Annotated in this window: 24 protein-coding genes; 14 read left to right on the top strand and 10 right to left on the bottom strand. The window is 55.3% G+C overall.

Translation table 11 applies throughout. The features are described 5' to 3' along the window. Nucleotides 1-15: 15 nt before the first annotated feature. The 4 genes from JL719_RS01980 to tadA all read left to right on the top strand — a co-directional run bounded on the left by JL719_RS01980 (nt 16) and on the right by tadA (nt 4,860). Nucleotides 16-1,434 carry an acetyl-CoA carboxylase biotin carboxylase subunit gene (locus JL719_RS01980; RefSeq protein WP_033158539.1) on the top strand — a complete coding sequence of 473 codons (1,419 nt, stop codon included), beginning with the start codon at nt 16-18 and terminating at the stop codon, nt 1,432-1,434. A 16-nt stretch (nt 1,435-1,450) separates the two neighbouring features. Further along, nucleotides 1,451-3,274 (top strand): sodium-extruding oxaloacetate decarboxylase subunit alpha, encoded by a 1,824-nt coding sequence (oadA, locus tag JL719_RS01975; protein WP_033158538.1) that lies wholly within the window; start codon nt 1,451-1,453, stop codon nt 3,272-3,274. 151 nt (nt 3,275-3,425) lie between these two features. Then, entirely contained in the window at nt 3,426-4,394 is a 969-nt protein-coding gene (locus JL719_RS01970; RefSeq protein WP_033158537.1) for an L-threonylcarbamoyladenylate synthase, read from the top strand. Nucleotide 4,395: 1 nt separating this feature from the next. Further along, on the top strand, nt 4,396-4,860 hold the full coding sequence (gene tadA / locus JL719_RS01965; RefSeq protein WP_033158536.1) for a tRNA adenosine(34) deaminase TadA: 465 nt from the start codon (nt 4,396-4,398) through the stop codon (nt 4,858-4,860). Between the two features lie 206 nt (nt 4,861-5,066). Here the strand turns inward: tadA and JL719_RS01960 are convergent, their stop codons facing one another. Beyond that, a complete protein-coding gene (locus JL719_RS01960) occupies nt 5,067-5,333 on the bottom strand; it encodes a hypothetical protein (RefSeq protein ID WP_033158535.1) in 267 nt (88 codons plus the stop codon). Nucleotides 5,334-5,579: 246 nt separating this feature from the next. On the opposite strand from JL719_RS01960, the gene JL719_RS01955 reads away from it, so the two are divergent. The 6 genes from JL719_RS01955 to JL719_RS01935 all read left to right on the top strand — a co-directional run bounded on the left by JL719_RS01955 (nt 5,580) and on the right by JL719_RS01935 (nt 10,989). Beyond that, complete coding sequence (locus JL719_RS01955; RefSeq protein WP_033158534.1) at nt 5,580-6,713, top strand: S1C family serine protease; 1,134 nt, start codon at nt 5,580-5,582, stop codon at nt 6,711-6,713. A gap of 80 nt (nt 6,714-6,793) precedes the next feature. Beyond that, nucleotides 6,794-7,030, top strand: a complete 237-nt coding sequence (locus JL719_RS01950; RefSeq protein ID WP_033158533.1) for a TIGR02450 family Trp-rich protein — start codon at nt 6,794-6,796, stop codon at nt 7,028-7,030. A gap of 3 nt (nt 7,031-7,033) precedes the next feature. Beyond that, complete coding sequence (locus JL719_RS01945; RefSeq protein WP_033158532.1) at nt 7,034-8,557, top strand: FAD-binding domain-containing protein; 1,524 nt, start codon at nt 7,034-7,036, stop codon at nt 8,555-8,557. Further along, on the top strand, nt 8,530-8,706 hold the full coding sequence (locus tag JL719_RS24390) for a DUF2256 domain-containing protein (protein WP_348529911.1): 177 nt from the start codon (nt 8,530-8,532) through the stop codon (nt 8,704-8,706). The genes JL719_RS01945 and JL719_RS24390 overlap by 28 nt, the downstream gene beginning before the upstream one ends. Further along, complete coding sequence (locus JL719_RS01940; protein ID WP_084153406.1) at nt 8,628-10,232, top strand: cryptochrome/photolyase family protein; 1,605 nt, start codon at nt 8,628-8,630, stop codon at nt 10,230-10,232. The genes JL719_RS24390 and JL719_RS01940 overlap by 79 nt, the downstream gene beginning before the upstream one ends. Before the next feature lie 184 nt (nt 10,233-10,416). After that, a complete protein-coding gene (locus JL719_RS01935; RefSeq protein WP_225892980.1) occupies nt 10,417-10,989 on the top strand; it encodes a DUF2452 domain-containing protein in 573 nt (190 codons plus the stop codon). A gap of 223 nt (nt 10,990-11,212) precedes the next feature. Here the strand turns inward: JL719_RS01935 and JL719_RS01930 are convergent, their stop codons facing one another. The 5 genes from JL719_RS01930 to JL719_RS01910 all read right to left on the bottom strand — a co-directional run bounded on the left by JL719_RS01930 (nt 11,213) and on the right by JL719_RS01910 (nt 16,430). Further along, the gene (locus tag JL719_RS01930) at nt 11,213-11,656 is read right to left on the bottom strand and encodes a hypothetical protein (RefSeq protein WP_129871325.1); all 444 of its coding nucleotides are present in this window, start codon (nt 11,654-11,656) and stop codon (nt 11,213-11,215) included. A 629-nt stretch (nt 11,657-12,285) separates the two neighbouring features. Then, entirely contained in the window at nt 12,286-13,338 is a 1,053-nt protein-coding gene (locus JL719_RS01925; protein ID WP_033158529.1) for a MerR family transcriptional regulator, read from the bottom strand. Nucleotides 13,339-13,464: 126 nt separating this feature from the next. After that, entirely contained in the window at nt 13,465-13,869 is a 405-nt protein-coding gene (locus JL719_RS01920; protein WP_033158528.1) for a hypothetical protein, read from the bottom strand. A gap of 90 nt (nt 13,870-13,959) precedes the next feature. Continuing rightward, nucleotides 13,960-15,777 (bottom strand): ATP-binding response regulator, encoded by a 1,818-nt coding sequence (locus JL719_RS01915; protein WP_033158527.1) that lies wholly within the window; start codon nt 15,775-15,777, stop codon nt 13,960-13,962. Further along, entirely contained in the window at nt 15,777-16,430 is a 654-nt protein-coding gene (locus JL719_RS01910) for a response regulator transcription factor (protein ID WP_033158526.1), read from the bottom strand. The genes JL719_RS01915 and JL719_RS01910 overlap by 1 nt, the downstream gene beginning before the upstream one ends. A gap of 436 nt (nt 16,431-16,866) precedes the next feature. Between JL719_RS01910 and JL719_RS01905 the strand changes: the two genes are divergently transcribed. After that, nucleotides 16,867-17,280, top strand: coding sequence for a hypothetical protein (locus JL719_RS01905; protein ID WP_033158525.1), 414 nt, complete (start codon nt 16,867-16,869; stop codon nt 17,278-17,280). Nucleotides 17,281-17,404: 124 nt separating this feature from the next. Then, the gene (locus JL719_RS01900) at nt 17,405-18,097 is read left to right on the top strand and encodes a hypothetical protein (protein WP_033158524.1); all 693 of its coding nucleotides are present in this window, start codon (nt 17,405-17,407) and stop codon (nt 18,095-18,097) included. Nucleotides 18,098-18,301: 204 nt separating this feature from the next. Here JL719_RS01900 and JL719_RS01895 read toward each other — a convergent pair whose 3' ends face one another. The 4 genes from JL719_RS01895 to JL719_RS01880 all read right to left on the bottom strand — a co-directional run bounded on the left by JL719_RS01895 (nt 18,302) and on the right by JL719_RS01880 (nt 22,607). Continuing rightward, nucleotides 18,302-18,931 (bottom strand): DUF998 domain-containing protein, encoded by a 630-nt coding sequence (locus tag JL719_RS01895; protein WP_051670336.1) that lies wholly within the window; start codon nt 18,929-18,931, stop codon nt 18,302-18,304. Beyond that, nucleotides 18,918-20,735 (bottom strand): ATP-binding response regulator, encoded by a 1,818-nt coding sequence (locus tag JL719_RS01890; RefSeq protein ID WP_051670334.1) that lies wholly within the window; start codon nt 20,733-20,735, stop codon nt 18,918-18,920. Before JL719_RS01890 ends, JL719_RS01895 begins: the two co-directional genes overlap by 14 nt. A gap of 164 nt (nt 20,736-20,899) precedes the next feature. Beyond that, a complete protein-coding gene (locus JL719_RS01885) occupies nt 20,900-21,292 on the bottom strand; it encodes a hypothetical protein (RefSeq protein ID WP_051670333.1) in 393 nt (130 codons plus the stop codon). 256 nt (nt 21,293-21,548) lie between these two features. Then, nucleotides 21,549-22,607, bottom strand: a complete 1,059-nt coding sequence (locus JL719_RS01880) for a hypothetical protein (protein ID WP_051670330.1) — start codon at nt 22,605-22,607, stop codon at nt 21,549-21,551. 198 nt (nt 22,608-22,805) lie between these two features. On the opposite strand from JL719_RS01880, the gene JL719_RS01875 reads away from it, so the two are divergent. Continuing rightward, a complete protein-coding gene (locus tag JL719_RS01875; RefSeq protein ID WP_084153405.1) occupies nt 22,806-23,531 on the top strand; it encodes an Lcl domain-containing protein in 726 nt (241 codons plus the stop codon). A 65-nt stretch (nt 23,532-23,596) separates the two neighbouring features. After that, complete coding sequence (locus tag JL719_RS01870; RefSeq protein ID WP_033158522.1) at nt 23,597-24,430, top strand: alpha/beta fold hydrolase; 834 nt, start codon at nt 23,597-23,599, stop codon at nt 24,428-24,430. The last annotated feature ends 19 nt before the right edge of the window (nt 24,431-24,449 follow it).

The raw sequence follows: 24,449 nt of genomic DNA, 5'->3' as shown, positions 1-24,449 counted from the left end.
AGACTCGGGAGCATCATGTTACGCAAAATACTGATCGCCAATCGCGGCGAAATTGCTGTCCGAATCATTCGGGCCTGCGCGGAAATGGGCATTCGTTCAGCGGCTATTTATTCGGAAGCCGACCGCTTTGCCTTGCACGTCAAAAAAGCTGACGAATCGCATTACATCGGCAGCGAGCCGCTGGCCGGCTATTTAAACATCTACGGCTTGGTAGATTTAGCCTTGCGCACCGGCTGCGACGCCATTCATCCCGGCTACGGTTTCCTGTCAGAAAACGCCCAGTTCGCCAAAGCCTGCCAGGAACGCGGCTTGGTGTTTATCGGCCCCTCCGCCGAAGTGATCCAACGCATGGGCGACAAAACCGAAGCCCGCAGCGCGATGATAGCCGCCGGTTTACCCGTCACGCCGGGCTCGGACGGTAACCTGGATAGCGTCGAGCATGCCTTGCAGGTGGCCGAACAAATCGGTTATCCGATCATGCTGAAGGCCACTTCAGGTGGCGGCGGGCGCGGCATCCGGCGTTGCGACACCCCCAACGAACTGCGGCAAAACTATCAGCGGGTAATTTCCGAAGCCACCAAGGCCTTCGGCAGCGCCGACGTGTTTTTGGAAAAATGCGTGGTCAATCCGATCCACATCGAAGTGCAGGTATTGGCGGACCATTTCGGCAACACCATCCATCTTTATGAGCGCGATTGCTCGGTGCAGCGGCGGAACCAAAAGCTGATCGAAATCGCCCCATCACCGCAACTCGATGAAGCGCAACGCCAGTATCTGGGAGGCTTGGCAGTGATGGCGGCGAAAGCGGTCGGTTACACCAATGCCGGCACCGTGGAGTTTCTGTTGGACGCCAACGGCCGTTTTTATTTCATGGAAATGAATACCCGGGTGCAAGTTGAACACACCATCACCGAAACCATCACCGGTGTGGACATTGTCGAAGAACAAATTCGCGTAGCCGCCGGCTTGCCGCTGCGTTTCAAGCAGGAAGAAATCGTCAGACGCGGCTATGCGATTCAATTCCGCGTCAACGCCGAAGACCCTAAAAACAATTTCCTGCCCAGCTTCGGCCACATTTCCCGTTACTACGCCCCCGGCGGCCCCGGCGTGCGTACAGACACCGCAATTTATACCGGATACGAAGTCCCGCCCTTTTACGACTCGATGCTGGCTAAAGTCATCGTCAGCGCGATGACCTGGGAAGACGCGATAAATCGGGGCGAGCGAGCCTTGAAAGATATGGGCTTGTTCGGCATCAAAACCACGATTCCGTATTACTTAAAAATTCTCGGTCATCCGGATTTTCGCCGCGGTCGGTTCAACACCGGCTTTGTCGAAGCCAATCCCGACCTGATCAATTATTCCAACAAGCCGCGACCGGAAATTCTGGCCAGCGTGCTGGCGGCGGTTGTCGCCTCCCATACTGGCCTGTGAACCCAAGGAAACCCCAATGAGCAAAGTTTACGTAACCGACGTTATCCTCCGCGACGCCCACCAATCCCTCATCGCCACCCGCATGCGCACCGAAGACATGCTGCCGGCCTGCGCCATGCTGGACGACATCGGCTATTGGTCGCTGGAATGCTGGGGCGGCGCCACCTTCGACGCCTGTCTGCGCTTTTTAAAGGAAGACCCCTGGGAACGGCTAAGCAAACTGAAAGCCGCGCTGCCCAATACCCGCCTGCAAATGCTGCTGCGCGGCCAAAACCTGCTCGGCTACCGGCATTATTCCGACGATGTGGTGCGTAAATTCGTCGAAACGGCCGCGCGCAACGGCATGGACGTGTTCCGTATCTTTGACGCACTGAATGACATCCGCAACTTGGAAACCGCTATCGAGGCCACCAAAACTGCAGGCAAGCACGCCCAAGGCACCATCTGCTACACCACGAGTCCGGTACACGACATCGCCAGTTTTATCAAATTGGGAAGAGGCTTAGCCGACTTGGGGTGCGATTCGATTGCCATTAAAGACATGGCGGGCTTGTTGACACCTTATATTGCCGGCGAATTAATCAAGGCCCTGAAAGATGCCGTCGATTTACCGCTGCACTTGCATTGCCATGCTACGGCTGGCTTAGCGGAAATGTGTCAACTCAAAGCCATAGAAGCCGGGTGTGAGCACGTCGATACCGCCCTGTCATCTTGGGCCGGCGGCACCAGCCATCCGCCGACGGAGTCCTTGGTCACCGCTCTCCGCGGCACTGATTTCGACACCGGCCTGGATTTGGATAAACTGCAAGCAGTGAATCAGTACTTTCTGGACGTACGAAAAAAATACCGCCGCTTCGAAAGCGAATTTACCGGCATCGACACCCGCGTTCACATCTTTCAAGTGCCTGGCGGCATGATCTCCAACCTGGCCAACCAGTTAAAAGAACGCAATGCCCTGGACCGCATGGCCGAGGTGTACAAAGAAATTCCCGAAGTCCGCAAAGACTTAGGCTACCCGCCATTAGTCACGCCCACCTCGCAAATCGTCGGCACCCAGGCCGTGTTGAACGTGCTGACCGGCAAGCGCTATGAAACCATCAGTAACGAGGTGAAGCGTTACATGCACGGCGGCTACGGCAAAGCGCCGGCACCGGTCAATCCGCAACTGCAAGCCAAGGCAGTGGGCAAGGAAGAAGTCATCGAGTGTCGTCCTGCAGATTTACTCAAACCGGAATTCGAGCATCTGCGCAACGAAATCGCCCACCTGGCGATGAATGACGAAGACGTGCTGAGCTTCGCGATGTTCCCGGAAATTGGTAAACAATTTCTGGAGCTGCGTTCCACCGACAGTCTGGTCGCCGAACCCTTGGAATTGGACGAAGCCCCGGCGTCCGCCGAAGTGAAAAAAGCCCCCACCGAATTCAACGTGGCACTGCACGGCGAGTCCTATCACGTCAAAGTGACTGGCGCAGGCCCGAAAAACCAGAGTTTGCGGCATTTTTACTTCACCGTAGACGGCATGCCGGAAGAAATCGTCATCGAAACCCTGGACGAAATCGTGCTAGACGGCGGCGCCCAAGGCGCGGTGCAAAGTGCCATCGCCAGCAAACGCCGCCGCCCCAGCGAGCCGGGCGATGTGGTCACCAGCATGCCCTGCAATATCATCGACGTATTGGTCAAGGAAGGTCAAAAAGTCAATGCCGGTCAATCTTTGCTGGTGACTGAAGCCATGAAAATGGAAACCGAGATCACCGCGCCGATAGCCGGCATCGTCAAAGCCATTTATGTGGCAAAAGGTGATGCGGTTAACCCTAATGAGGTGCTGGTCGAAATTAATTAGGAGAAAAGACTAAAGGCGAAAGGTAAAATGGCGTGTTTGCCGTGAGGATGGCTTTCATATATTTGTAGCTGTTTACTTTGGCAAATGAATTCGCCACTACAATTATGCCGGCTGCTCGTCTTTTTAGATTTTTATCTTTCGCCTGATTACTTTGAATCCTAAACCCGTCACCGAAGAATCCATCCGCCACGCCGTCGAGCTATTACGGCAGGGGCATTTGGTCGCCTTTCCGACCGAGACCGTTTACGGACTGGGCGCGGATGCCGCCAATCCCGATGCGGTTGCCAAAATATTTGCCGCGAAAGGCCGGCCGGCCGATCATCCCCTGATCGTGCATATCGCCAGCGCCGCGCAAATCAACGATTGGGCGGAAGCCGTGCCGGAGGCGGCATTAAGGTTGGCTGAACACTTCTGGCCCGGCCCGCTGACCATGATATTGAATAAAAAATCGACCGTACCTGCCGCCGTTACCGGCGGTCAGGATACGGTGGGTTTGCGGGTGCCGGCCAATCCGGTCGCGCTGCAATTATTGCAAGCCTTCGGCGGCGGCATCGCGGCGCCGTCGGCCAATCGCTTCGGCCATATCAGCCCCACCCAAGCCGAACATGTCGCGGAAGAACTCGGCGACAGCGTGGGTTGCATCCTGGACGGCGGAGCTTGTTCGGTGGGCGTGGAATCGACTATTATCGATCTCAGCGACGGCATCCCCGCCATCCTCAGACCCGGCCGGATTACCCGCAGCCAACTGAAAGCCGTACTGCATACCGACATTCGGCTGTCGTCGCAAACCAAAATTCGGGCGCCGGGCATGATGGCGGTGCATTACGCGCCCAATACCATGGCCTTGCTGTGCCCGGCCGACACCCTGATCGCAATGACCGACGATTTGTGCGCGCAAGGCAAACACATCGGCATTCTGGCCTTCAGCACGGAAATCGCCGAAATTCCCTGCCTGCATTTACTCAGATTACCGGCCGATGCCGAGCTTTACGAACCGGCTTTGTATAGCTCGTTACGCGCGTTGGATAATCTGCAGCTCGATACCATCTTGATCGAGCAACCGCCCGACAACGAAGCCTGGGCAGCGGTCAACGACCGCCTGAATAAAGCCACGGTTTAACATGACCGACGAGGAATGGCTGCGCCATGCCATCCGTCTGGCGCAGCGCGCCGAAAGCCAAGACGAAGTGCCGGTCGGCGCCGTGCTGGTTTATGAAGGCCGCTGCATCGCCGAAGGCTGGAACCAACCCATCCAGAGCAACGATCCCACCGCCCACGCGGAAATGGTCGCGCTACGCAAGGCCGGCCAAGTCTTAAACAACTACCGACTGATTGACACCACGCTCTACGTCACCTTGGAACCCTGCGTGATGTGCATGGGCGCCATCGCCCACGCCCGCGTCAAACGTCTGGTATTCGGCGCTTACGATCCCAAACGCGGCGCGGTCTGCCATGCGCTGCAACTCAGCGACGCGGCGTTCTTAAATCATCGCGTGGAATGGACCGGGGGGATTCTGGAGGCGGATTGCGCGGAACTGCTCAGCGATTTTTTCAAGGCCAGACGCCAGCAATCGAAAAACCGATAATACATCCGACCCGAACAATTTGTTCTATTGGCCTATCTGCTAGCGTGTCGAATAGCTGCCTGCCGATTGCCTGGATCCGCTTGCAGTTATTGATGCGTAAAGTACCTTGATAACAACCCTCTTAACTCTTTTATGCTTTGGCGAGCAGGCTTTTTTATTGATTATGCCTGCCTAAACTGTCTTCAACTCTCAATTACACAGCCTGTTTACTTTATTTGCGTCGATTCTGAATGTCTATTCTCGGGCTCTTCGGCTACATTTTCCAAATGCCGATGAAACATAAAACGTTGTAGCGTACCGGTATACGTCACACCCGAGTGGTAATCGTAAAGCTCCACTTCAGATTCTTCCTCGGTTTGCAATGGCGCTTTGAGCGTGGCATTTTCATGATGTTCCGCAATAGCGGCACCTGTTAATCCCATACTCAAAACGGCAAATATGGCGAGTTTTATCGTGTTTTTAACTCGTTTCATGATGATCACTCCTATCCAGTAGCAAACGATCCAGGCGTTTTCGAGACTTTGCGAATTGACGATAGTTCCTAAATCCACTGTTGATTAAAAACACACGTATCTGACTCGCTTGAAATTTGCTAAACGCGCTCCCATTTTGCCGTCGTAGCGGCTCAGTGGAATTGAATATCCCGCGCTGCCGCCGTTTAAAACAGTATTGATCTGTTCGCACGATTCTGGGTAGGAACCAACAAACCGGAGGCCGACATGCAACATCCCAATCATCCCGATTCGCCCGATGTATTCATTAAACGTGTATTCGCCGCCGGTGCAGTCGCCGCAGCGCTGATATTGCTTTGGCATTGGCAGCCGGGAGCACCGGCGACCGAATCCGCCCCGGTCAGAACCGTCGCCGCGCGCGGCGACTTGGCAGCGGACGAAAAAAGCACCATCGAACTGTTCGAAAAATCGCGAGATTCGGTGGTTTACATCAGCACCGCCGCGCTGGTGCGCAATGTCTGGACCCGCGACGTATTTTCAGTGCCAAAGGGTACCGGTTCCGGATTTATCTGGGACGAAGCCGGCCACGTGGTGACCAATTTCCACGTCATCGCCGGCGCCAACGAAGCCACGGTAAAACTGGCCGACGGCCGCGATTACAAGGCCACTCTGGTCGGCGCCAGCCAGGTGCATGACATTGCGGTGTTGAAGATCGGCGTCGGCTTCAAACGGCCGCCGCCGGTACCGGTCGGCACCAGCCGCGATCTGAAAGTCGGGCAGAAAGTGTTCGCTATCGGTAACCCATTTGGTTTGGACTGGACTTTGACCGGCGGTATCGTCTCCGCGCTGGACCGCTCCCTGGGCGGTCAGGAAGGTCCGGCCGTCGAACATTTAATTCAAACTGACGCGGCCATTAATCCCGGCAACTCCGGCGGCCCGCTGCTGGATTCCGCTGGTAGGCTGATCGGCATCAATACGGCAATCTACAGCCCGAGCGGCGCCTCGGCAGGCATCGGCTTCGCGGTGCCGGTGGATACGGTGATGCGGGTGGTGCCGGAACTGATTAAACAAGGCAAATACATCCGCCCGGCCCTGGGTATCGAAATAGACCAACAGATGAACGAGCAATTGGCGGCTTTGACCGGCACGGCCGGCGTCGCGGTATTGCGAGTGCAACCCGGTTCGGCGGCCGAGAAAGCCGGTTTACAAGGCGTATCGATAACTGCCAACGGGATGGTGCCGGGCGACATCATCGTCGCCATTAACGGTAAGGACGTCGATACGCTCTCAAAACTGTTCGCCCGCCTGGACGACCAGAAGGTTGGCGATGTCGTGAAAATCCAGGTCGTCAATAACGGCAATAAGCGGGAAGTCGAAGTAACCTTACAGCCAGGAAATTGATTCTTCGGCATGGCGCCGATCTCGCCATTTCGGGATCGGCTGGTATGCTCGGAAGCTATATTCCTTAAGCAGACCAAGCCATGCCGACCGCCAAATCACCCAGGCTGAATCCGAACAAATTACTGCTCAGCAAATGGACCGCCGTTGCACCGCAACACAAAGAAAAACACTTTATCGTCAGTAAATTACTGCTGCCGGACGACCCTGACGCGCCGTTGGAAATGATCGAACTGGAGGCAGTGTTTAGCAAAAGGGTGCAAATCATGCCGTGGCGGGATTTACGCGACACCAACAGCTGGCGCCAGGGCTGGCATTAAGCGATGAGCTACAACCTGGTCTGGTTCAAGCGCGATCTGCGGGTACACGACCATGCACCGCTGCTTTACGCCAGCCGCAACGCGCCGGTGCTGTGTTTGTTCATCATCGAACCCAGCTTGTGGGCGGCCGACGACGTTGCCACGCAACACTACCAATTTCTACGCGAAAGCCTGCTTGATTTGGACATAGCCTTGCGTAAACGCGGCGGCGGTTTGCGTATCGAAGTGGGCGAGGCGCTGGAAGTATTGGACCGGCTTTGGCAGGAAGCGCCCTTCCTGGCTGTGTATTCGCATCAGGAAACCGGCAACTGGCTGAGCTTTCAGCGCGACTTGGCCGTGCAACGCTGGTGCCGGGCGCGCAGCTTAAAATGGTATGAATTTGCGCAATTCGGTGTGGTGCGGCGCTTGCAAAATCGAGACTTGTGGAAAGCGCATTGGGAAGCGCTGATGGCGGAACCCTGCCTGGAACCTCCCTCTTCTGATTGGCTAGCAGCACCTCAACCGCCGATCTTGCCCGATCCGCAAGCTCTGGGCTTACTTCAGCCCGACCTGCCGCTAAGACAACTGGGCGGCCGCCGCCAAGGCATCGAAACCTTGCGCGATTTTCTATTCGCTCGTTGCAACTCTTACCGAGGCGGCATCTCCTCGCCCTTGTCCGCACCAACGGCCTGTTCGCGGCTTTCTGCTTATTTGGCCTTCGGCTGTTTGAGTTTACGGGAGATCGTGCAAGCCACCCGCCGCCAGTTGGCTGCTTTACCGCGCGGCGATGCCCGTCGTGCCGGTTTGACGGCCTTCATCAGCCGCTTGTATTGGCATTGCCACTTCATGCAAAAGCTGGAGAGCGAACCGGAACTGGAGTTTACCAATCTGCATCGCGGCTATGACGGCCTGCGCGAAGCGGACTGGAATCCGGTGCATTTTCAGGCCTTAAGCGCAGGCCAGACGGGTTGGCCGTTGGTCGATGCCTGTGTGGCGATGCTACAGCAAACCGGTTGGCTGAACTTCCGCATGCGGGCGATGCTGGTATCGGTAGCGAGTTATCCGCTGTGGCTGCATTGGCAACCGGTCGGCACTTGGCTGGCCCGGCAGTTTCTGGATTACGAACCCGGCATCCACTGGAGCCAGATGCAAATGCAGGCCGGCACCACCGGCATTAACACCACGCGGGTGTATAACCCGATCAAACAGGCCCGCGACCATGATCCGCACGGCCATTTTGTCAGACATTGGCTGCCGGCCTTACGCAGCGTGCCCAAAGAATGGCTATTCGAACCCTGGCGGATGCCGGTAAAACTGCAACAACAATGCGGCGTGAGGGTCGGTGTGGATATTGCCGAACCGCTGGTCGATCTGGAATCCGCTACCCGGCAGGCCAAAACCCGTCTTTACCAAGTGCGAGGCCGCGCCGACGTGAAAGCCGCCAAGGCGGCTATCGTCGAGAAACACGGCTCGCGAAAGCAGCCCACCCGCCGCCGACCAACCCAAGCCGCAGCCGGCGACTGGGTACAAACCCAGCTGGATTTTTAATGCACCAAAAAGCCTTGCTGCCTGCCAAGCTCTGCGCAGTCTGCGGTCGCCCCTTCTTGTGGCGTAAAAAATGGGCCCGAGACTGGGATACGGTGAAATATTGTTCAGAGCGTTGCCGCCGGCAACGCGGCACGGCGAAAACCGCATGACGACCTTGCGGCTCATTCTGGGCGACCAGTTAAATCCGCGGCACAGCTGGTTTGGGCAAACCAATGGCGACGTGGTTTATACGCTGATGGAAATCCGCCAGGAAACCGATTACGTCTTGCATCATGCGCAAAAAATCATCGGCATTTTTGCGGCAATGCGCGATTTTGCTCAGCATTTGTCGGCCCAAGGCCATCGCGTGCACTACCTGCCAATTGACGATAGCGGCAACCGCCAATCGCTGACTGCCAATTTGGATGCGTTGATTACGCAGTATCGGGTTAAGCATTTGGAATACCAACTCCCCGACGAATGGCGTTTGGATCAGCAATTGCGCAGCTATTGCCAACAGTTGGCCATCAGCAACCGAGCCTGCGACAGTGAGCATTTCTATAGCCAGCGCGAGGAAGCCGCAGAGCTGTTTGGCTCTCGGCCGCATTGGCTGATGGAAATGTTCTATCGGCGCATGCGCGTCAAACACCGGGTGTTACTGGCAGACAATCAGCGCCCGATGGGTGGACAATGGAATTACGACCACGACAACCGCAAAGCCTGGCCCGGCACGCCGCCGATACCCACTGACACTCGGCCCCGCCACTACCACACAGCAATTTGGCAAAGCATCCTCGCGGCTGGCGTGAATAGTTTCGGCGTAGCCGACGCCGATGATTTCCGCTGGCCGCTGAATCGCACCGAAGCCTTGCAACAACTAGACACCTTTATCGCCGACGGCCTGCCGCAGTTCGGCGATTTTCAGGATGCGATGAGCCGGCGCAGTTGGCGGCTGTTTCATTCGCTGCTGTCGTTTGCGCTGAACACCAAAATGCTCAATCCGCGTGAAGTGGTCGAACGCGCCGAACAGGCTTATCGCCAAGGCCATGCGCCACTGGCGGCAGCCGAAGGCTTCATCCGGCAGATTCTCGGTTGGCGCGAATATGTGCGCGGCGTGTATTGGGCAAAGATGCCGGACTATGCCGCGCACAATTATTTCGACCATGACCGACCATTACCCGTCTGGTTCTGGACCGGCGAAACCCGGATGAATTGTCTGGCAGCAGCCACCGGCCAATCGCTGCAATATGCTTACGCTCACCACATCCAGCGGCTAATGGTAATCGGCAATTTCGCCCTACTGGCGGGCCTGGCACCGGAAGCCGTGCATCGTTGGTATCTGGGCGTGTATATCGACGCCTTTGAATGGGTGGAATTGCCCAACACGCTGGGCATGAGCCAGTTTGCCGATGGCGGCTTACTGGCCACCAAACCTTATGTATCCAGCGCCGCGTACATCGACCGGATGAGCGATTATTGCAAGGGCTGCCACTACGACAAAAAAGCCCGCACTGGCGAGCGAGCCTGTCCATTCAATGCGCTGTACTGGGATTTTTTTATCCGCCATCGCGACAAGCTAAATCACAACTCGCGCCTGAGTATGGTCTATCGCAATCTGGACCGGTTTGCGGCGGCTGAGCTTGAGGCGATAGCCCGGCGCGCGGAAACAGTGTTAGAGGATTTGGAAAGGCTTTGAAAACAAAGACTATACCCGATTGCCGCCGCTCGGTGATTCATCGCTATAGGCGTGATATAAACTCTCCTTCTCCCTCCGGGAGAAGGCTAGGATGAGGGGAAAACCATCAATGATCGTTCGAATTCTCTGCGTTGATTAAACCTGCTGGATACTGTTTTTGTAAACTTAGCGAATACTTGGAATGATGAATTTAACAATTAAACCGGCCAATCCTCAGGGAAAGGGAGCTGTTGCTGTATTGGAAAGTTTGCAGCAAGCCAAAAAGCAGCTGATTGCCCCCGCCAAAACCATTCAGCAGATCAGCAGCGATTTATTTACCTCTCTGTTTGTTCTCAATAGCCAAATTCGGTTTAAACCGACCACGGGGCAAGCGTATTGGATGTATTTTAAGGATGAGCAATACCGCCTGTCGTTGATTGCCCCGGAACAATGGCTGTCAAGCCAGTCCGGCCGATTCATAGGCACTTGCGAATTGCAGTCGGATTTAACCTGGACTTTGGCCTTATCCGAGGCTTGCGCCAATGACGGTGCGTTTATCCAAGAGATTGCGGATCAGCGCCGGCAACTGGAACAGACACTGCAACAAGCCGAAAAAATCGACGATGTATTGCCGGTCTATATGGAAACCCTGCCTTACTATTCCCGAGTACTTGCCGCGACGCTGGCCTATTCGCTGAAGCAATCCATGCAAAAATCGGGTATTTTGGGTTTGAATTTTCGGCAAGCGGAAAAGTTACTGATAAACCGTATCGATTAAATAATCTTGCAGACGATTCGATCCAAAGTCGTTGATTTTGAGGCGTTAAAATCGGTAGTCGAGCCTAAAGCGACAGTCAGTTGAGCTTCCCAATGACCGCTAATGGATACTAATCTGAATCTGGTTTGTGGAAGTAGGCTGGGTTGAATGATAATGAAACCCAGCTAGAAGCCATTAAAGCTGAGTATCGCTGGCTCTCCACCCAGCCAACGGCCCTGAAGGGTTAATTATTTGAGATTTTTTTAATTAAATTAAAAATCTCTTTTGGATATTCACTTTTAAGCTGTTGTAATTTTGATAGATGCTCTCTAATACGCTCCCCATTCTCATATTTTTCAAGCTTTACTTTGAATACTTGATCTTCAACTAACGAAAAGTATTCTTTAGGATACATGTAACCTTTAACAAAACCATAGCCAGATTTCACTAAGGTTATTGCAATTTTATCTTCATACAGCTCAACTTGTAGCCCTTTATGTCGTTCATGTATATTTTCTGCGTAACCAGCGCTTGGCTCTGCATCCAGATAATCTCCATTCCAAGTATATTCTTCGAATGGGCCTGCTCCATTGATATGCGAAAATGCTTCAGAATTCAGACAGGCGGTTTTCCAAGAACAGAATGGATGTTTAACATTTTTATTCAGAACCTTGGTTAAGAAAGCCATAGCAATTACCTTTTTAAAATTAAATAATACAATAAAAACAAACACATATAGTGTATTGCAGCATTCGTTATTGGTCAATAAGGTGATTTTTCTGTTAACAGTAGATAGCGGAGTGCTAAATAAACATATATGAACTAGTGGTTGTTATTTAGGATACATATTTCGGTATCCCTACTAGTTAATGTTGCAGCGAGTTATTAATAACAAGGTGTGAAGCTAGTCTTATTAGTAGCTTATTGTTAGTAGAACACTAGCAAGTAGCCTCGATGAAATCGAGGATTCGAAGACCAACGCCTTTCAATTGTCGATGTTCGTCTGATAACGGTCAGAAGAGCCCCTCGATTCCGCTAACGCTGCATCGAGGCTACGCAAGACCAGCTCAGGTCGTACAGACATAAACGCTATTAGGTGACTATCCATTCCACTGCGGTCACTGAAGCCGAAGTGCGATGTTGAGCTAATGGGCGATTCCGCCCAAACTCTCGGAAAAGTTCTCCCCTCGGACTGTTCCTAAACAACAAAGAGCGTTGTTGATTTCGCACTTCTGTCAGCCTCACATTTTGGTTAGCAACTTATTCTTAGACTGAGCCACCGGGTTCGGTAAAAGAAGGCCAACCTGCTCATTCACCTTAGGCTACACAGCTCTCCGACAATCGGGCTTGACGCAGTTCGGCCATCGCCTGAAACACATAAGCCAATAGCGGCTGGTCGATAAACGTACCAAAGAACAGGTAGGGTTCAGCCTGGTTCGCGGCACGAATTTTGGCGTGGGTTTCCGGATCGTCGCCGGCGTAGGCGCGGAACAATTCCAGCCACGTCCGCGCCAGTTGCTGCATGCGCGAATCGTTCGGCGGTGTGCTGTCTTCCCTGTGTTGGCGTATCGCGGCGATCAGTGGTGGCCACTCGTCGGCGCGCTTGCCGTAGTTTTCGCGCATAAAGCTGAATTCATCGGCTGCGAGGTATTTTTCGTAGATCGTCAATTTGGTCTCGATGAACGCGCGCTGGATGTAAGCGACGACTTCCGGCGTCACGCCGGTTTTGGCTTGCATCGTCGGTTCGCCGACCATCATGGCGTTGAGTTTAACGAGTAGCCGAGGATCGCCTTGGGTGTCGCGTTCCAGCATGCTGATCCATTGCCTTGCCAATTCCTGGGCCTCGGCACTCTCGGGCGCGACCCCGGCCTGCATCGCTTCGTGCACCGCTTGAACCAGTGCCGCCCATTCGCCGGCGGTGGAGGTCTCGTCTATATCCAGTAGCGGCAAGCGCTTTAAGTCGGTGGCGGAAAAATATTTATCGTACATGGTCATCATCTCCAATGTGGTTAGCCAATCGGCAAGCTCCGGTTCTTCTCCGCGCATCAATTGCAGTTGCAGGCCGGACAGGCGGTCACGCAAGGCCTTACTTTGCGCGATCTGCTGGTCCAAGGCTTCAATCTGCCGTTCGACGATAGTCGCTAAATTCAGTCCGGGGTTTGCCAAAATGTCTCCGATGTCGGCCAGCGACAGCCCAAACCGCCGTAAGGCTTGAATTTGATGCAATCTGGAAATGTCCGCCCGGTTATACAGCCGGTAGCCGCTATCGGAACGCGCGGAAGGCTTAAGCAAACCGATGCTATCATAGTGGTGCAAAGTACGGACCGTCAGTCCGCAGCGTTTGGCAAGATCGCCCACTTTAAGCAACATGGTTTGGCTCCTTCGTTATGCGTGCCGCCAGCATAGAGCGTGACGTTGCGTCAGGGTCAAGCACCATGGTTAAGATAAATAGATTGGAACTGGGTTATTAAACTGTTGATGGCAGCGTCCTGGGCCTCAAGCCATCACATCCAGTTTCGGCGGCAAGGCCATGCCGTCGAGACGTTTAACGTTGCTCAACACTTTTTCCAGAAAAGCGGTGTCTTCGTGACGGCTTTTCTGAAATTCGATCTGCGCTTCGATCTGGCCCAAATAATCCACCTTCACGTCGCCGGCATCCCCTGCGCCGGAGGAGTTGATGGTGGCGGTGGGAATATAAGGCACGACATCCAGCAAACCGTCCACGCCGGATTTGATCAAGGCGTTGATTTCATTGAGCGAGACCCGGCGCATATCGACGGTCCGCGGCGCTTGGCTTTGATCGGCTACCTCGGCGGCTTTAGCGATTGCCGGCGACGGCAAAGTTTTTCCGCTGACTGCGCGGCTAGCGGCAAGGTTGGGTCCTATGTTCGAAATATTCATCGCAAACTCCTGGTTTTAGGGTGTGTGTCCATCGCACCCAGCAAAATAAACGCCATTTGTTGAGGCTTGGGATTGTCGAATTGGCGTCTTTTACGAGTAGTTATTGTCGGCCGCCGGCAATAGCCGGCTCAGCAGGGCATGTAACGCCACAGGGTCCAAAGGCTTATGCAGCACCAAGTAACCTTCCTGCTCGGCTTGGGCCAAAGCCGGGGAATTGAATTCGCCGCTGACCATCGCCCCGGCGGCATCCGGGCAGCGTTCCAGCAAGGCTTGCAGCAACTCGAAACCGCTTTCGCCGGAGCGCAGGCGCTGGTCGCAAAAGATGGCCTGCGGTTCAAAGCCGGCATCGAGCAAGGCCAATGCATCGTTGGCGGAGGCGGCGCACGCCGTTTCAACGCCCCACGAATTCAATAAGGCTTGCCAGGCGTTGCGCACTTGCGGTTCGTCGTCGATCACCAGACAGCGGCCGCTCAGCGTTGCGGCTTGCTCGACCGGTGCGACGGGCTGGTCAGCCGCCATAGCCCACCGCTCGTGGCTGGGAGCGGCGGCCGGCAATCGCAACCAGAAGCGTGAACCGCGGCCTTCCCGCGAACTCAAGCCCTGGCTGGCGCCCATCAAATCCGCGCAACGCGCCACTACCGCCAAACCCAAACCGTGTCCGGCGTTGTCGATGCGCCAGGCATGTTCGGGGCGGAAGAACGGCGAATAGATACGCTGTTGATCATCTTCGGCGATGCCGACGCCGGTATCCCAGACCTCGAACTGCCAGCAAGCACTGCGCCACCGCGCCGCCATCAGCACCCCGCCTTGCTGGGTATAGCGCAAGGCATTTTGCATCAGGTTGATCATAGACTGGCGCAACAACATGGCATCCGCGGTGACTAAGGCCCGGCCGCCGCTCAACCGCACTCTAAGATCGATTTGCCGTGAGCGGGCCTCTTCACGAAACAACGTGGCGACATCGTTCATCAGCGGGTCCAGCGCCACGGTTTGCAGATTGACCGGCTGGGCGCCCAGCTCGATCCTGGACAAATCCAGCAACGAATTGAACATCTGTGTAATCGATTGCACGCTTTGTTGCAGATCTTGCAATGCAGGCTGCAAACTCGGTTCCTGATTGCGGCGAGAAATCGATTCTATTAAAAAACCCATGGCATGCACCGGCTGGCGCAAGTCGTGGCTGGCCGTGGTCAGGAATTGGTTTTTGGCGCGTAAGGCGGCTTCGGCTTCCTCCTTGGCGCGCCGATAATTCTCGGCCAACTTGGCGCTATCTTCTTCCAGTTTTATTTGCTGCAGGAAAAAGCCATGGGCAATCGACGAGTGCCGGTGTATCGATAAGACGTAACTGACGCACAGAGGCATGATTAAGTGCCAATGCTCGGGAAACGCCCATGGGGTCAACAGTGTGCAACCGCCCCAAGCGGCACCGAAAAACCGCTGAAACGCACTGAATACCGGTGATTGGTGGGTGGCGTTAGCCGCCATGATTGCCGCCAAACTCATGTAAAGCAGCAAGGTATATTCGAACGGGACCCGACCGGCGATGATAAGCACCAGCGCCGCCAAGCCGAGCCCATGCGCCAAGGCCATGCGCAAAATGATGGGTAGCCAATGGGCGACTGCCGCATGCGGATCAAGGCTGGCCCTGTCACGCAAGTATTGCCGCTGTTGCAGGCGCACGGCAAGCACGACCAGAAAATACGACACCGTCCACGCCAGCAATCCCAAGACGTCTTGATCGAGTTGATGCTTCCAATACACGAAGGGCAAGCCTACAAACGGGATAATGGTGATCCCGTACACCAGCCGGTTATGCGTCATGTCCAGCAATCGAGCTTGGCCGGCCGGGCTGATGTCGGCAAAGCGCAGCGGCTTGCTGTCCGTTGAATCGGCCAGTGTGGCTTGCATCAGGAGCCTTCCAGCTTTTTGCCGCGCAGCATGGTAATCACCTCGATCCGGTTGCGGGCCCCCAGCCGCTCCAGAATACCGGTGACGTGCTCCTTGACGGTTTGCTCGGACAGCGACAGGTTCAAGGCGATGCGTTTGTTGGGCAAGCCTTTCAGCATCATCGCCAGCACCTGGCCTTGGCGGGCGGTCAAACCCAGCTCGGCGGCGGTGACCGGCAGTTCCTTGAGCGGCTGATTGCTGCCTGTCACGGCAAATGGACCGCTGTGAAACCAAGTGTCACCCCGCAGCAACGCGGCCACGGCACGGCCGAAAATCTCCGGCGCTTCCTGCTTGTGCAGAAAGCCGTCGGCGCCAGCCTCGCGTGCCTTGTCCGACACGGCCGAATTGTCGTCCGCGCTGATTGCCAGCAAACGTGTCGCCGGGTACTGGCGTTTCATCTGCACTAACAACGGCAGCGACGCACCTTCCGGCAGCCAAAAATCCACCACGGCCAACGACGGCGGCTGGGCGGCATCGAGAATTGCCCAAAACTCGGCGATGCTGGATACCGGCCGAGCCTGACCGAAGCCGCAATGCGATAGCAAAAAATCGGCGATACCGCTCGCCGACAGCGGATGGTCGTCGATAACCAACGCGCTAGCCGAATTTGTCACACTCAACTCTCCCCAATGGTCGATAGCCTGGTTCGGCATTTTGCGTCGAACCAGACTATCGCTAAAACATGCAAAATAATTACATCTTAACAAACAGCCGATGCGCCCCAATACCCTACTACGGTAGGGTTACGCCGCCGCACCGCGCTTCCGATAATGCTGCCCAGGCTCGTCGCCGTTCATCAGGGTTCCGGGTATTTTCATCCCTGCAAGACGGCTGTTTGGAGAACGCTTTTTGATCTCACTGATTTATTAATCAATAAAAGCAGCCCATGACGAGTTTTATAAGACATTCGATGCCGTTACATCAACCTTAGGTTTATCAATTAAAAAGAGGCGACGCTATGAAAACGTACTTTCCATTGTTACCGGTTATGGTTGTTTTAACCCTTGGTGGGCGTGCTTTACGTTTGCGCGGCAATGACAAGGCGAATCCATGAAAAATGTGATGACCATGATTGCCACGTCCATGCTCTGTTCATGCGGTTTTATGACGCCAGCCAAACAATATGCGGGCGACACGCTTAGCGCTGACGAGATTGCGGTAATCCAAAGTGTTGTGGGCACCCCTTTTGCCGATGCCTATCACGCGACCATCATCGGCTATACGAAGATCGAAGCCAACGGCGCGGGCGAACAAAAGGAATTTGGCTGGCCGGGTTTTACGGACTACCCCAGCGAGATTCATGTCTTGCCTGGAGAGTACGACATTCAAGTCTATTGCTTTAAAGGATTTTCGAGCCATAGACCCAAGAAAACCCTGGTTTTACAAGCAGGCCAAACCTATTTGCTCAAATGCGATGTCCGAAGCGATCAGGCGTTTATCGGGGTGAGCTCGCGAGCCAACTAGCCAGTTAGGTCGATTGGGTTTTACCTGCCATGGTTAACTCGATCTATTGTTTTTGCCCAGTCGAAAACCATCTTCCGAGACCAACGCGCTGTTTAGTAATACATTACAAGAATGGCAATAGCTGATGCCAATGATCAAATCGGCGCCACACAAGTTTGTCTTATGCCTGATCGTCTCTCTGTCGATACATCTTGGGATAGTGTTGACGTTGACCGATATAGACCGGCCGAGAAAATCGGCGGACCGTTTGACAGCGCTATCGGTGGAATTCAAGATCCTACGCTTAGCGGAACAAGGCAGGCAAAATCAGTTGCCGCTAAGCCCACCGCCCAAGGTGGCTGGAGGCAGATCAAGGACGCCACCAAAGCCGGCGCCGATTTTGCCGGGTCATGGCGGCTCTTCGCCGCGACAAACGAACAACGCCGCGCCGCGGAGCGACAAGTCAACGGATCCCGTAAATCCGGAGCCTGCCAAACTTGACCTATCCAAGGTACTGGACGATATGCGCCAAGTCGCCCGAGAATCCGCCGAACTTGCAGGGGGGAATAAGTTCGATCGCCGCAAATTGGCGGTTGCCCCGGAAAATCTTAAGGCGCCGGATAGCAGGCCCGTACAAGAATCGGAAACCTATACGCTTCCCAACGGTTACCAGCGCCGATGTGTCGTCAACGCGGACGGCGTAAAGCAATGTATGAGTAAAGAGGCGGATGATGGCAGTATTTGGAACGCTAAGATTTATTTACCGGACTCGCTGCCAGCCGACGGCAAATCCATCGAATTCGCTCGACGTCTACAGCAGGCTGTCGGCAAACATTAGCGCCATCGGTCGGCTCGATGAAAATGCATGATTTTTGGCATTGATGGCTAGGCCACTAAGCGCATCCGAGCTAGATGTCGGTTGCATCGCTTGCTTTATCGACCACCTGACGCGGGACTTTTTTCCGCTTGGTAGCTTTACGAAAAATACCTGGCTAGAATCAAGGTTGTGTAACGTTTAATACCCCTTGCGCCTTTTATTCGGTCACCTTGCGATTGCAATGCGGCCAATGTAGGGGCGGGCCAATTGCACAGCACTCGCTAACGTCAACCAGCCGAACAACACGCTTTCGGCAATGCGTTGAATCAGGCCCCTGTAGTCCGCCAGAAAAGGGATGGCCAGCAACACCAGAACCGTCAGTACCAGCACGCCGGAAATTTTCAAAGGGATGGCGATGCGGGAGCCGGGAATACGCCCAGACAGCAGCAAGCCATAACCGCCTCCCAGATATTCAAGCGCACCGAACAGGTTATGAATTTGCTGACGCCAGGAACCCATCAGCGGAGAGCCGGGATCGCACGGGAATAGCGCGCAAAAGACATAAGCCGTTCCCACCCAGGAAAACGCCAGTAAGCCCCGGCGTAGCGTGCGGTTCTGCTTGAGCATGCGGTACTGGCAAGCCAGTGCCAGCCATTGCATCAAGCCCACCGGCAGGAAAAGGCCGTAATTGATTGGGTCCGCCAATGGCGTTCCGAACGCAGCCAATTCGCTAATGGTCTGGCGCATGGCGTCGTAGTTGGGGAGCGTTTGGGCGTAATGCCAGTTACCCCAAGCCAACAGACCCGAGGAAGCCAGCCCCAGCCATCCGGCAAGACTACTACTAGGCAATTGCATTTTTCTTGGTTATCCCTGTTAGCGGATTGGATGGCAATAGCCGGCTCAGCACGGCGTACAAGGCCTCCGGGTCCAAGGGCTTATGCAGTATCAGGTAACCTTCCTGCTCGGCTTGGGCCAGGGCCGGCGAATCGAATTCGCCGCTGATCATCGCCCCGGCGGCGTCTGGGCAGCGCTCCAGCAAGGCTTGAAACAACTCGAAGCCGCTTTCGCCGGCGCGCAGGCGCTGGTCGCAAAAGATGGCCTGCGGTTCGAAGCCGGCATCGAGCAAGGCCAAAGCGTCGTTGGCGGACGCGGCGCAAGCCGTTTCCACGCCCCACGAATTCAATAAGGCTTGCCAGGCGTTGCGCACTTGCGGTTCGTCGTCGATCACCAGACAACGGCCGCTCAGCATTTCGCCACGGCCGGCCGGCGCAAAGTCCCGGTCGCGCGCCACCGCGCGCCGCTCCTCGATGCGCGCGGACGGCAGCCGTAGCCAAAACCGCGAGCCTCGGCCTTCCCGCGAACTCAAGCCCTGGCTGGCGCCCATCAAATCCGCGCAGCGCGCCACCACCGCCAAACCCAAGCCGTGACCGGCGTTGTCTATCCGCCAAGCATGTTCGGGGCGGAAGAACGGCGAGTAAATCCGCTGTTGGTCATCTTCCGCGATGCCGACCCCGGTATCCCAGACCTCGAACTGCCAGGCGTCGCGGCGGCGGCGAGCCGCCATCAGCACGCCGCCGCTTTGGGTATAACGCAAGGCATTCTGCATCAGGTTGATCATCGACTGGCGCAGCAATAGCGGGTCGGCGCGCACCGAGGCTTTACCGGCGCTGGTGCGCACGCGCAGCTCGATTTGGCGGACGCGGGCTTCTTCCCTGAACAGCGTCGCGACGTCGTTCATCAACGGGTCCAAGGCCACGGTTTGTAGATTGACCGGCTGGGCGCCCAGCTCGATCCTGGACAAATCCAACAGCGAGTTGAACATCTGCGTGACCGACTGCACGCTTTGCCGCAAATCCTGTAAGGCTGGGCCTAACAGTAAATCCCGGTTGCGGCGGGAAATGGATTCGATCAAAAAGCCCATGGCATGCACCGGCTGGCGCAAGTCGTGGCTGGCCGTGGTCAGGAACTGGTTTTTGGCGCGTAAGGCGGCTTCGGCTAGATCCTTGGCGGCGCGGTAGCCTTCTTCCAGGAATATCTGTTGCAAAAAAAACCGGTGCACGAGCACCGCGTGTTTGTAAATCGACAGAATGTAGAGCGCAGTCAGCGGCATCACGTAGGGCCAATGAGCTGGAAATACCCACGGCATTAGCAGTGTCGAGACGCCCCAACTGGCAGCGAAGAAACGTTGGAAAGCACTCAGGATAGGCGACTGGTGGGTGGCGTTGCCCGCCACTATCGACGCGCAGGTGACCAGAAACAGCATCGCAAACTCAAAGGGATAGTCGCCGCTGCACATAATCATCACCGGTACCGACAGGCTGAACCCGTAAAGCAGCGCCAGCGCATGCACCTTGCGCAGCCAATGGTGCATTGCCCGTTCGGCGCCCAGTTGTGCGCAGTCGCGCCGATAGCGGCGGAACAACAGACGGACGGCCAGCGCCACCAATGTAAAAATACTGGCCCAAGCCCAAAAGGCGCGAGCGTCCCGGTCGATTTGATGCAGCCAGACAATAAACGGTGCCGCTACCACGGGGATCAAGCCAAAACCGAAGGCGATACGCCCGAAACTCAAGTCCAGTAGGCGTAGTTGACCGTTTGGACTGATGTCCGAGAAGCAAACCGCCCCGTCTTGGCGAGGATTAGAAAAAAGCTTTTCCATTTTGCTATTCCGATTCTGTTGCCGCCCAGCCTTGGCGCCGTTAGTCAGGTTTTCGTGTCCGGATACTCCTTCGTTAACATGCGGTTTTATAACCTTCCGCTAGCCATCGGCACTGCGGCAAAGGAGCACGGAGCGTCGCCTTGAGCTCCGTGTCGAGTCTTACTTCAGCATTTGCCCGCCGCCTGCAGCAAAGCGTTGCAACTTGCCTTGTTGGTTTTGCCTACGTCGCTCGATCCTTTGGTGAAATCGGTGCACATGGCGTCCGCTCCGCTTGCCATGCCCCAGGTCGCGAATTTACCAAACCCCGACGGCTCTAAAATCTCACATTTAAAGGTCGCCCCGTCGTCAGTTTTAACGGTGTACTGCATGCCGTTATAACCGGCGGGGGCTTCGGTTGCCTGTGAATGGGTGATTTTGAAGTTGCCCATTTCACGGCCAATCGCCATTGATATTTTGCCTTCCGCTTTGTTGCTTCCCTGGGCGGGAGGGTTGCTTGCCGTTGTGGCACAGCCGGAAAGGATCAAGAAGAAAGTTACCGTTACAAATTTTTGCAGCATTTTGATTCTCCAGCGCTCCGATTGATAGAAGCGCTGGGCACAGGAGCGAAAAATATGCCTAACGCAGGTAAGCAAAGGCGCTTTGGTGGCTTCCAGAGGCCAAAGCGCTCGAGATTAACGCGGTGTTATGGGTTGTTTTTTTGCAGGCGCAGCCAATTGTCGCGTCTTCAGAATCCCGGCAACCTTGCTAAATCCGGGTAACGAGCTGCTTGTCCAAGTTGCAGCTAAGCGTTAGCTCCACAACCTCCATGCGCTTTCAGAATCGAGCCCGCAGGCGCAGCGGAACGAAACCGAGTAAAGCAGAACCAAACAACCAGATGGCGCCGGGTATGGGCACAGCAGCAATCGGATTTAATAGAAAGGCCCGTTGCACGCCGTTCGCGGTGATCCCCACCCCAACGATTTGTCCACTATTGTTGACATCGTAAGCCGTCATCAGCGTCCAACCGATATTGGCTGCAATCAGTGTGTTCAAGTCTGTCATGACGCCATTGAGTGTAACGAACGCACGTTTGGATCCACCAAAATTGTCGCCGAAATATCCCACGGCTTGTCCGGCATTATTGATACCGAATGCCTCGCTGCTATAGCCGGACAAACCTATATCAACCATGTGGTCATCAAGCGTTGTAATGAAAGCGTGCTTTTCATTGTTGGTGACATGGGATGTGCCGGCCACCTGACCGAGGTCGTTGATGGCATAACCTCTGCTGACACCCCAGGCAAAAGCGCCCAGATCCACCATTTGACCATTACGGGTAATAAAAGCGTGACCTCCATTAGGCGTTTGACTCTCGCCAGTGACCTGACCACTATTGTTGATCGCATTCCCCGCACTCCATTGGCCACCATTCAAGGTTCCCAGATCAGTCAAGCTGCCGTTACCGGCAATAGTGGCTCGTTGATTGCCCTCGGCATTCCATGCACTGCCGACTATTTGCCCGGCGTCATTGATGCCGTAGGCCACACTGGAATAAGGACTGCCGCTGAAACCACCGATTATTTGGGTGACACCATTACTGTGCACTATGCCGCGCCCGGCAGAATTGCCCACCACCACACCGCTTGAATTGATCCCGGTAGGGTTTGCATATCTGGGTACGGACAGCCAGCTCACACTATTGTTTTTGTAAACAAAGCTTTCACCATCCCCCGTAAAACCCAGAACATGCCCGGCATCGCTGATAGCGCGCGCCCCCGAATTGACTAACGGGCTCTCCGGCATGAGATCCACCAGAGTATACAAAACACTGGCGTGTGCCGGTAATACCGGCAGCATTAAGCCCAGGGCAAGGCATTTCAGACTGCGTTTCATTGTAAATTCCTCTTGAAATTATCGCTCTAATAGTTGAATTAAAAATACATGTTAACAAAACTTCCTAACGCGCCAACACCCTACTCCGGTAGGGTTCCCTGGCTACACGCACCTTCCGATAATGCTCCTTAAGCTCGGTGCCGCTAGGCAGGTTTACGAGTATTTACATGCCTTCGATAACTAACTTTTTGGAAAAAAATGATGAAACATAAAGCTATATGCGCCGGGTTATCCGCGCTCTGCACGCTAGCGACGGGTAGCGCCGAAGCCCAGTTGTTCGACCGCGGCGGCGGCCTGATCTACGATAGCGCGCAAAACGTCACCTGGCTGGCGGACGCCAATTACGCCAAAACCAGCGGCTTCGACGCCGAAGGCAAGATGAGCTGGCAAAACGCCGTGGCCTGGGTGGACGGTCTCAGCTACTCGGACAGCGTGCGCGGCACCACCTACAGCGATTGGCGCTTGCCGACCTTCAACGACCTGGGCGTGCCCGGTTGCGACTATGGATACAGCGGTAGCGATTGCGGATTCAACGTCTCCACGGCCAGTTCGGAGCTCGCGCATCTTTATTACGGCGACTTCGGTAACAAAGGCTCCCTCGATTCGCGTGGCGGGCCGCAGTCCGGCTACGGCATCGTCGACGATCCGGCAACTGCCGCCGACGAAAGTCTGTTCAGCCATATTCAATCCTTTGGTTATTGGCTAGGCACCAGTTACGCTGGCGACGCCAGCAAAGCCTGGTACCTGAGCACCGCAACCGGCATGCAAAACTACATCAGCAAAGGCACCAATTATTACGTCTGGGCGGTGCGCGACGGCGATGTCGCGGCGGTACCGCTGCCCGGCGCCGCTTGGCTGTTCGGCGCGGGTCTGGCCGGTTTGCTGGCTCGCGGCAAGCGTCGGCAAAATCATCGCCCCCTGTAATTTCCCCAGGAATAACCATCGTGAAGCACACCCAGCGCTAATTCAACTGACAGAGGAAGCGGCCGATGAAATTTAGACCATCCATAACGGTCAATTTTCTGCTATGGCTAATCGCGCTAAGCGGCTGCGCCGCCACCATCCCCGCCATAACAACGGCAGAAGTCGCCGGCCGGCAGGTGGAATTTGCGCTTAGCAAACACCAGACTGTACCAGTCATCTTCGAAAACGGACTGGGCGGGGCTTTAGAAGGGTGGGCAGAAATTTATCCGACGATAGCGCGCGATAACACGGCCTTGGTTTACAACCGTGCCGGCTACGGGAATAGCGAAGAGGCGGCCACTGCGAGGGACGGCCGGCATATTGTCGAAGAGTTGCGCGGATTGCTTGTCAGCCAAGGCCTAACGCCGCCTTATGTGCTGGTGGGGCATTCGCTGGGCGGGCTGTATATGCAATGGTATGCCCGGCATCATCCAGATGAAGTGGCGGCCTTGATTCTGGTTGATTCCACTCATCCTGCTCAACTCAAAGGCGCCGGGGCAATCGAGAACTGGCCGCTCTGGGTGCGCTGGCTGTTCGATTTGATGACATCGGCAACTGCCGAACAAGAGCTGGCCGCTCTGGACCTGACCGGTGACGAAGTATTGGCCGCCCCGCCCTATAGCGGCGGACCGATCATAGTGCTGAGCGCTGCGCAACCTCTTAAGGATACCTCTGAGCTGGCGCTCGACGCCAATCAAAAACGCAAGGATATTGCGCGGCTATATCCGGGGGCAATTCAACGCTGGGTAGATAGCGGTCACGTCATTCCACTGGAGAAGCCGGAGTCCGTCATTTCCGCAATCCACGAAGTCTTGTTGAGCAAACAGCCGAATGACACCAAGCCTAATGCGTTACCCTAAGCGGGATTATGCTCAGTAG

The organism is Methylomonas sp. LW13 (assembly GCF_016865255.1).
Classification (GTDB): domain Bacteria; phylum Pseudomonadota; class Gammaproteobacteria; order Methylococcales; family Methylomonadaceae; genus Methylomonas.
This window is presented reverse-complemented; position numbering and strand designations above follow the sequence as displayed.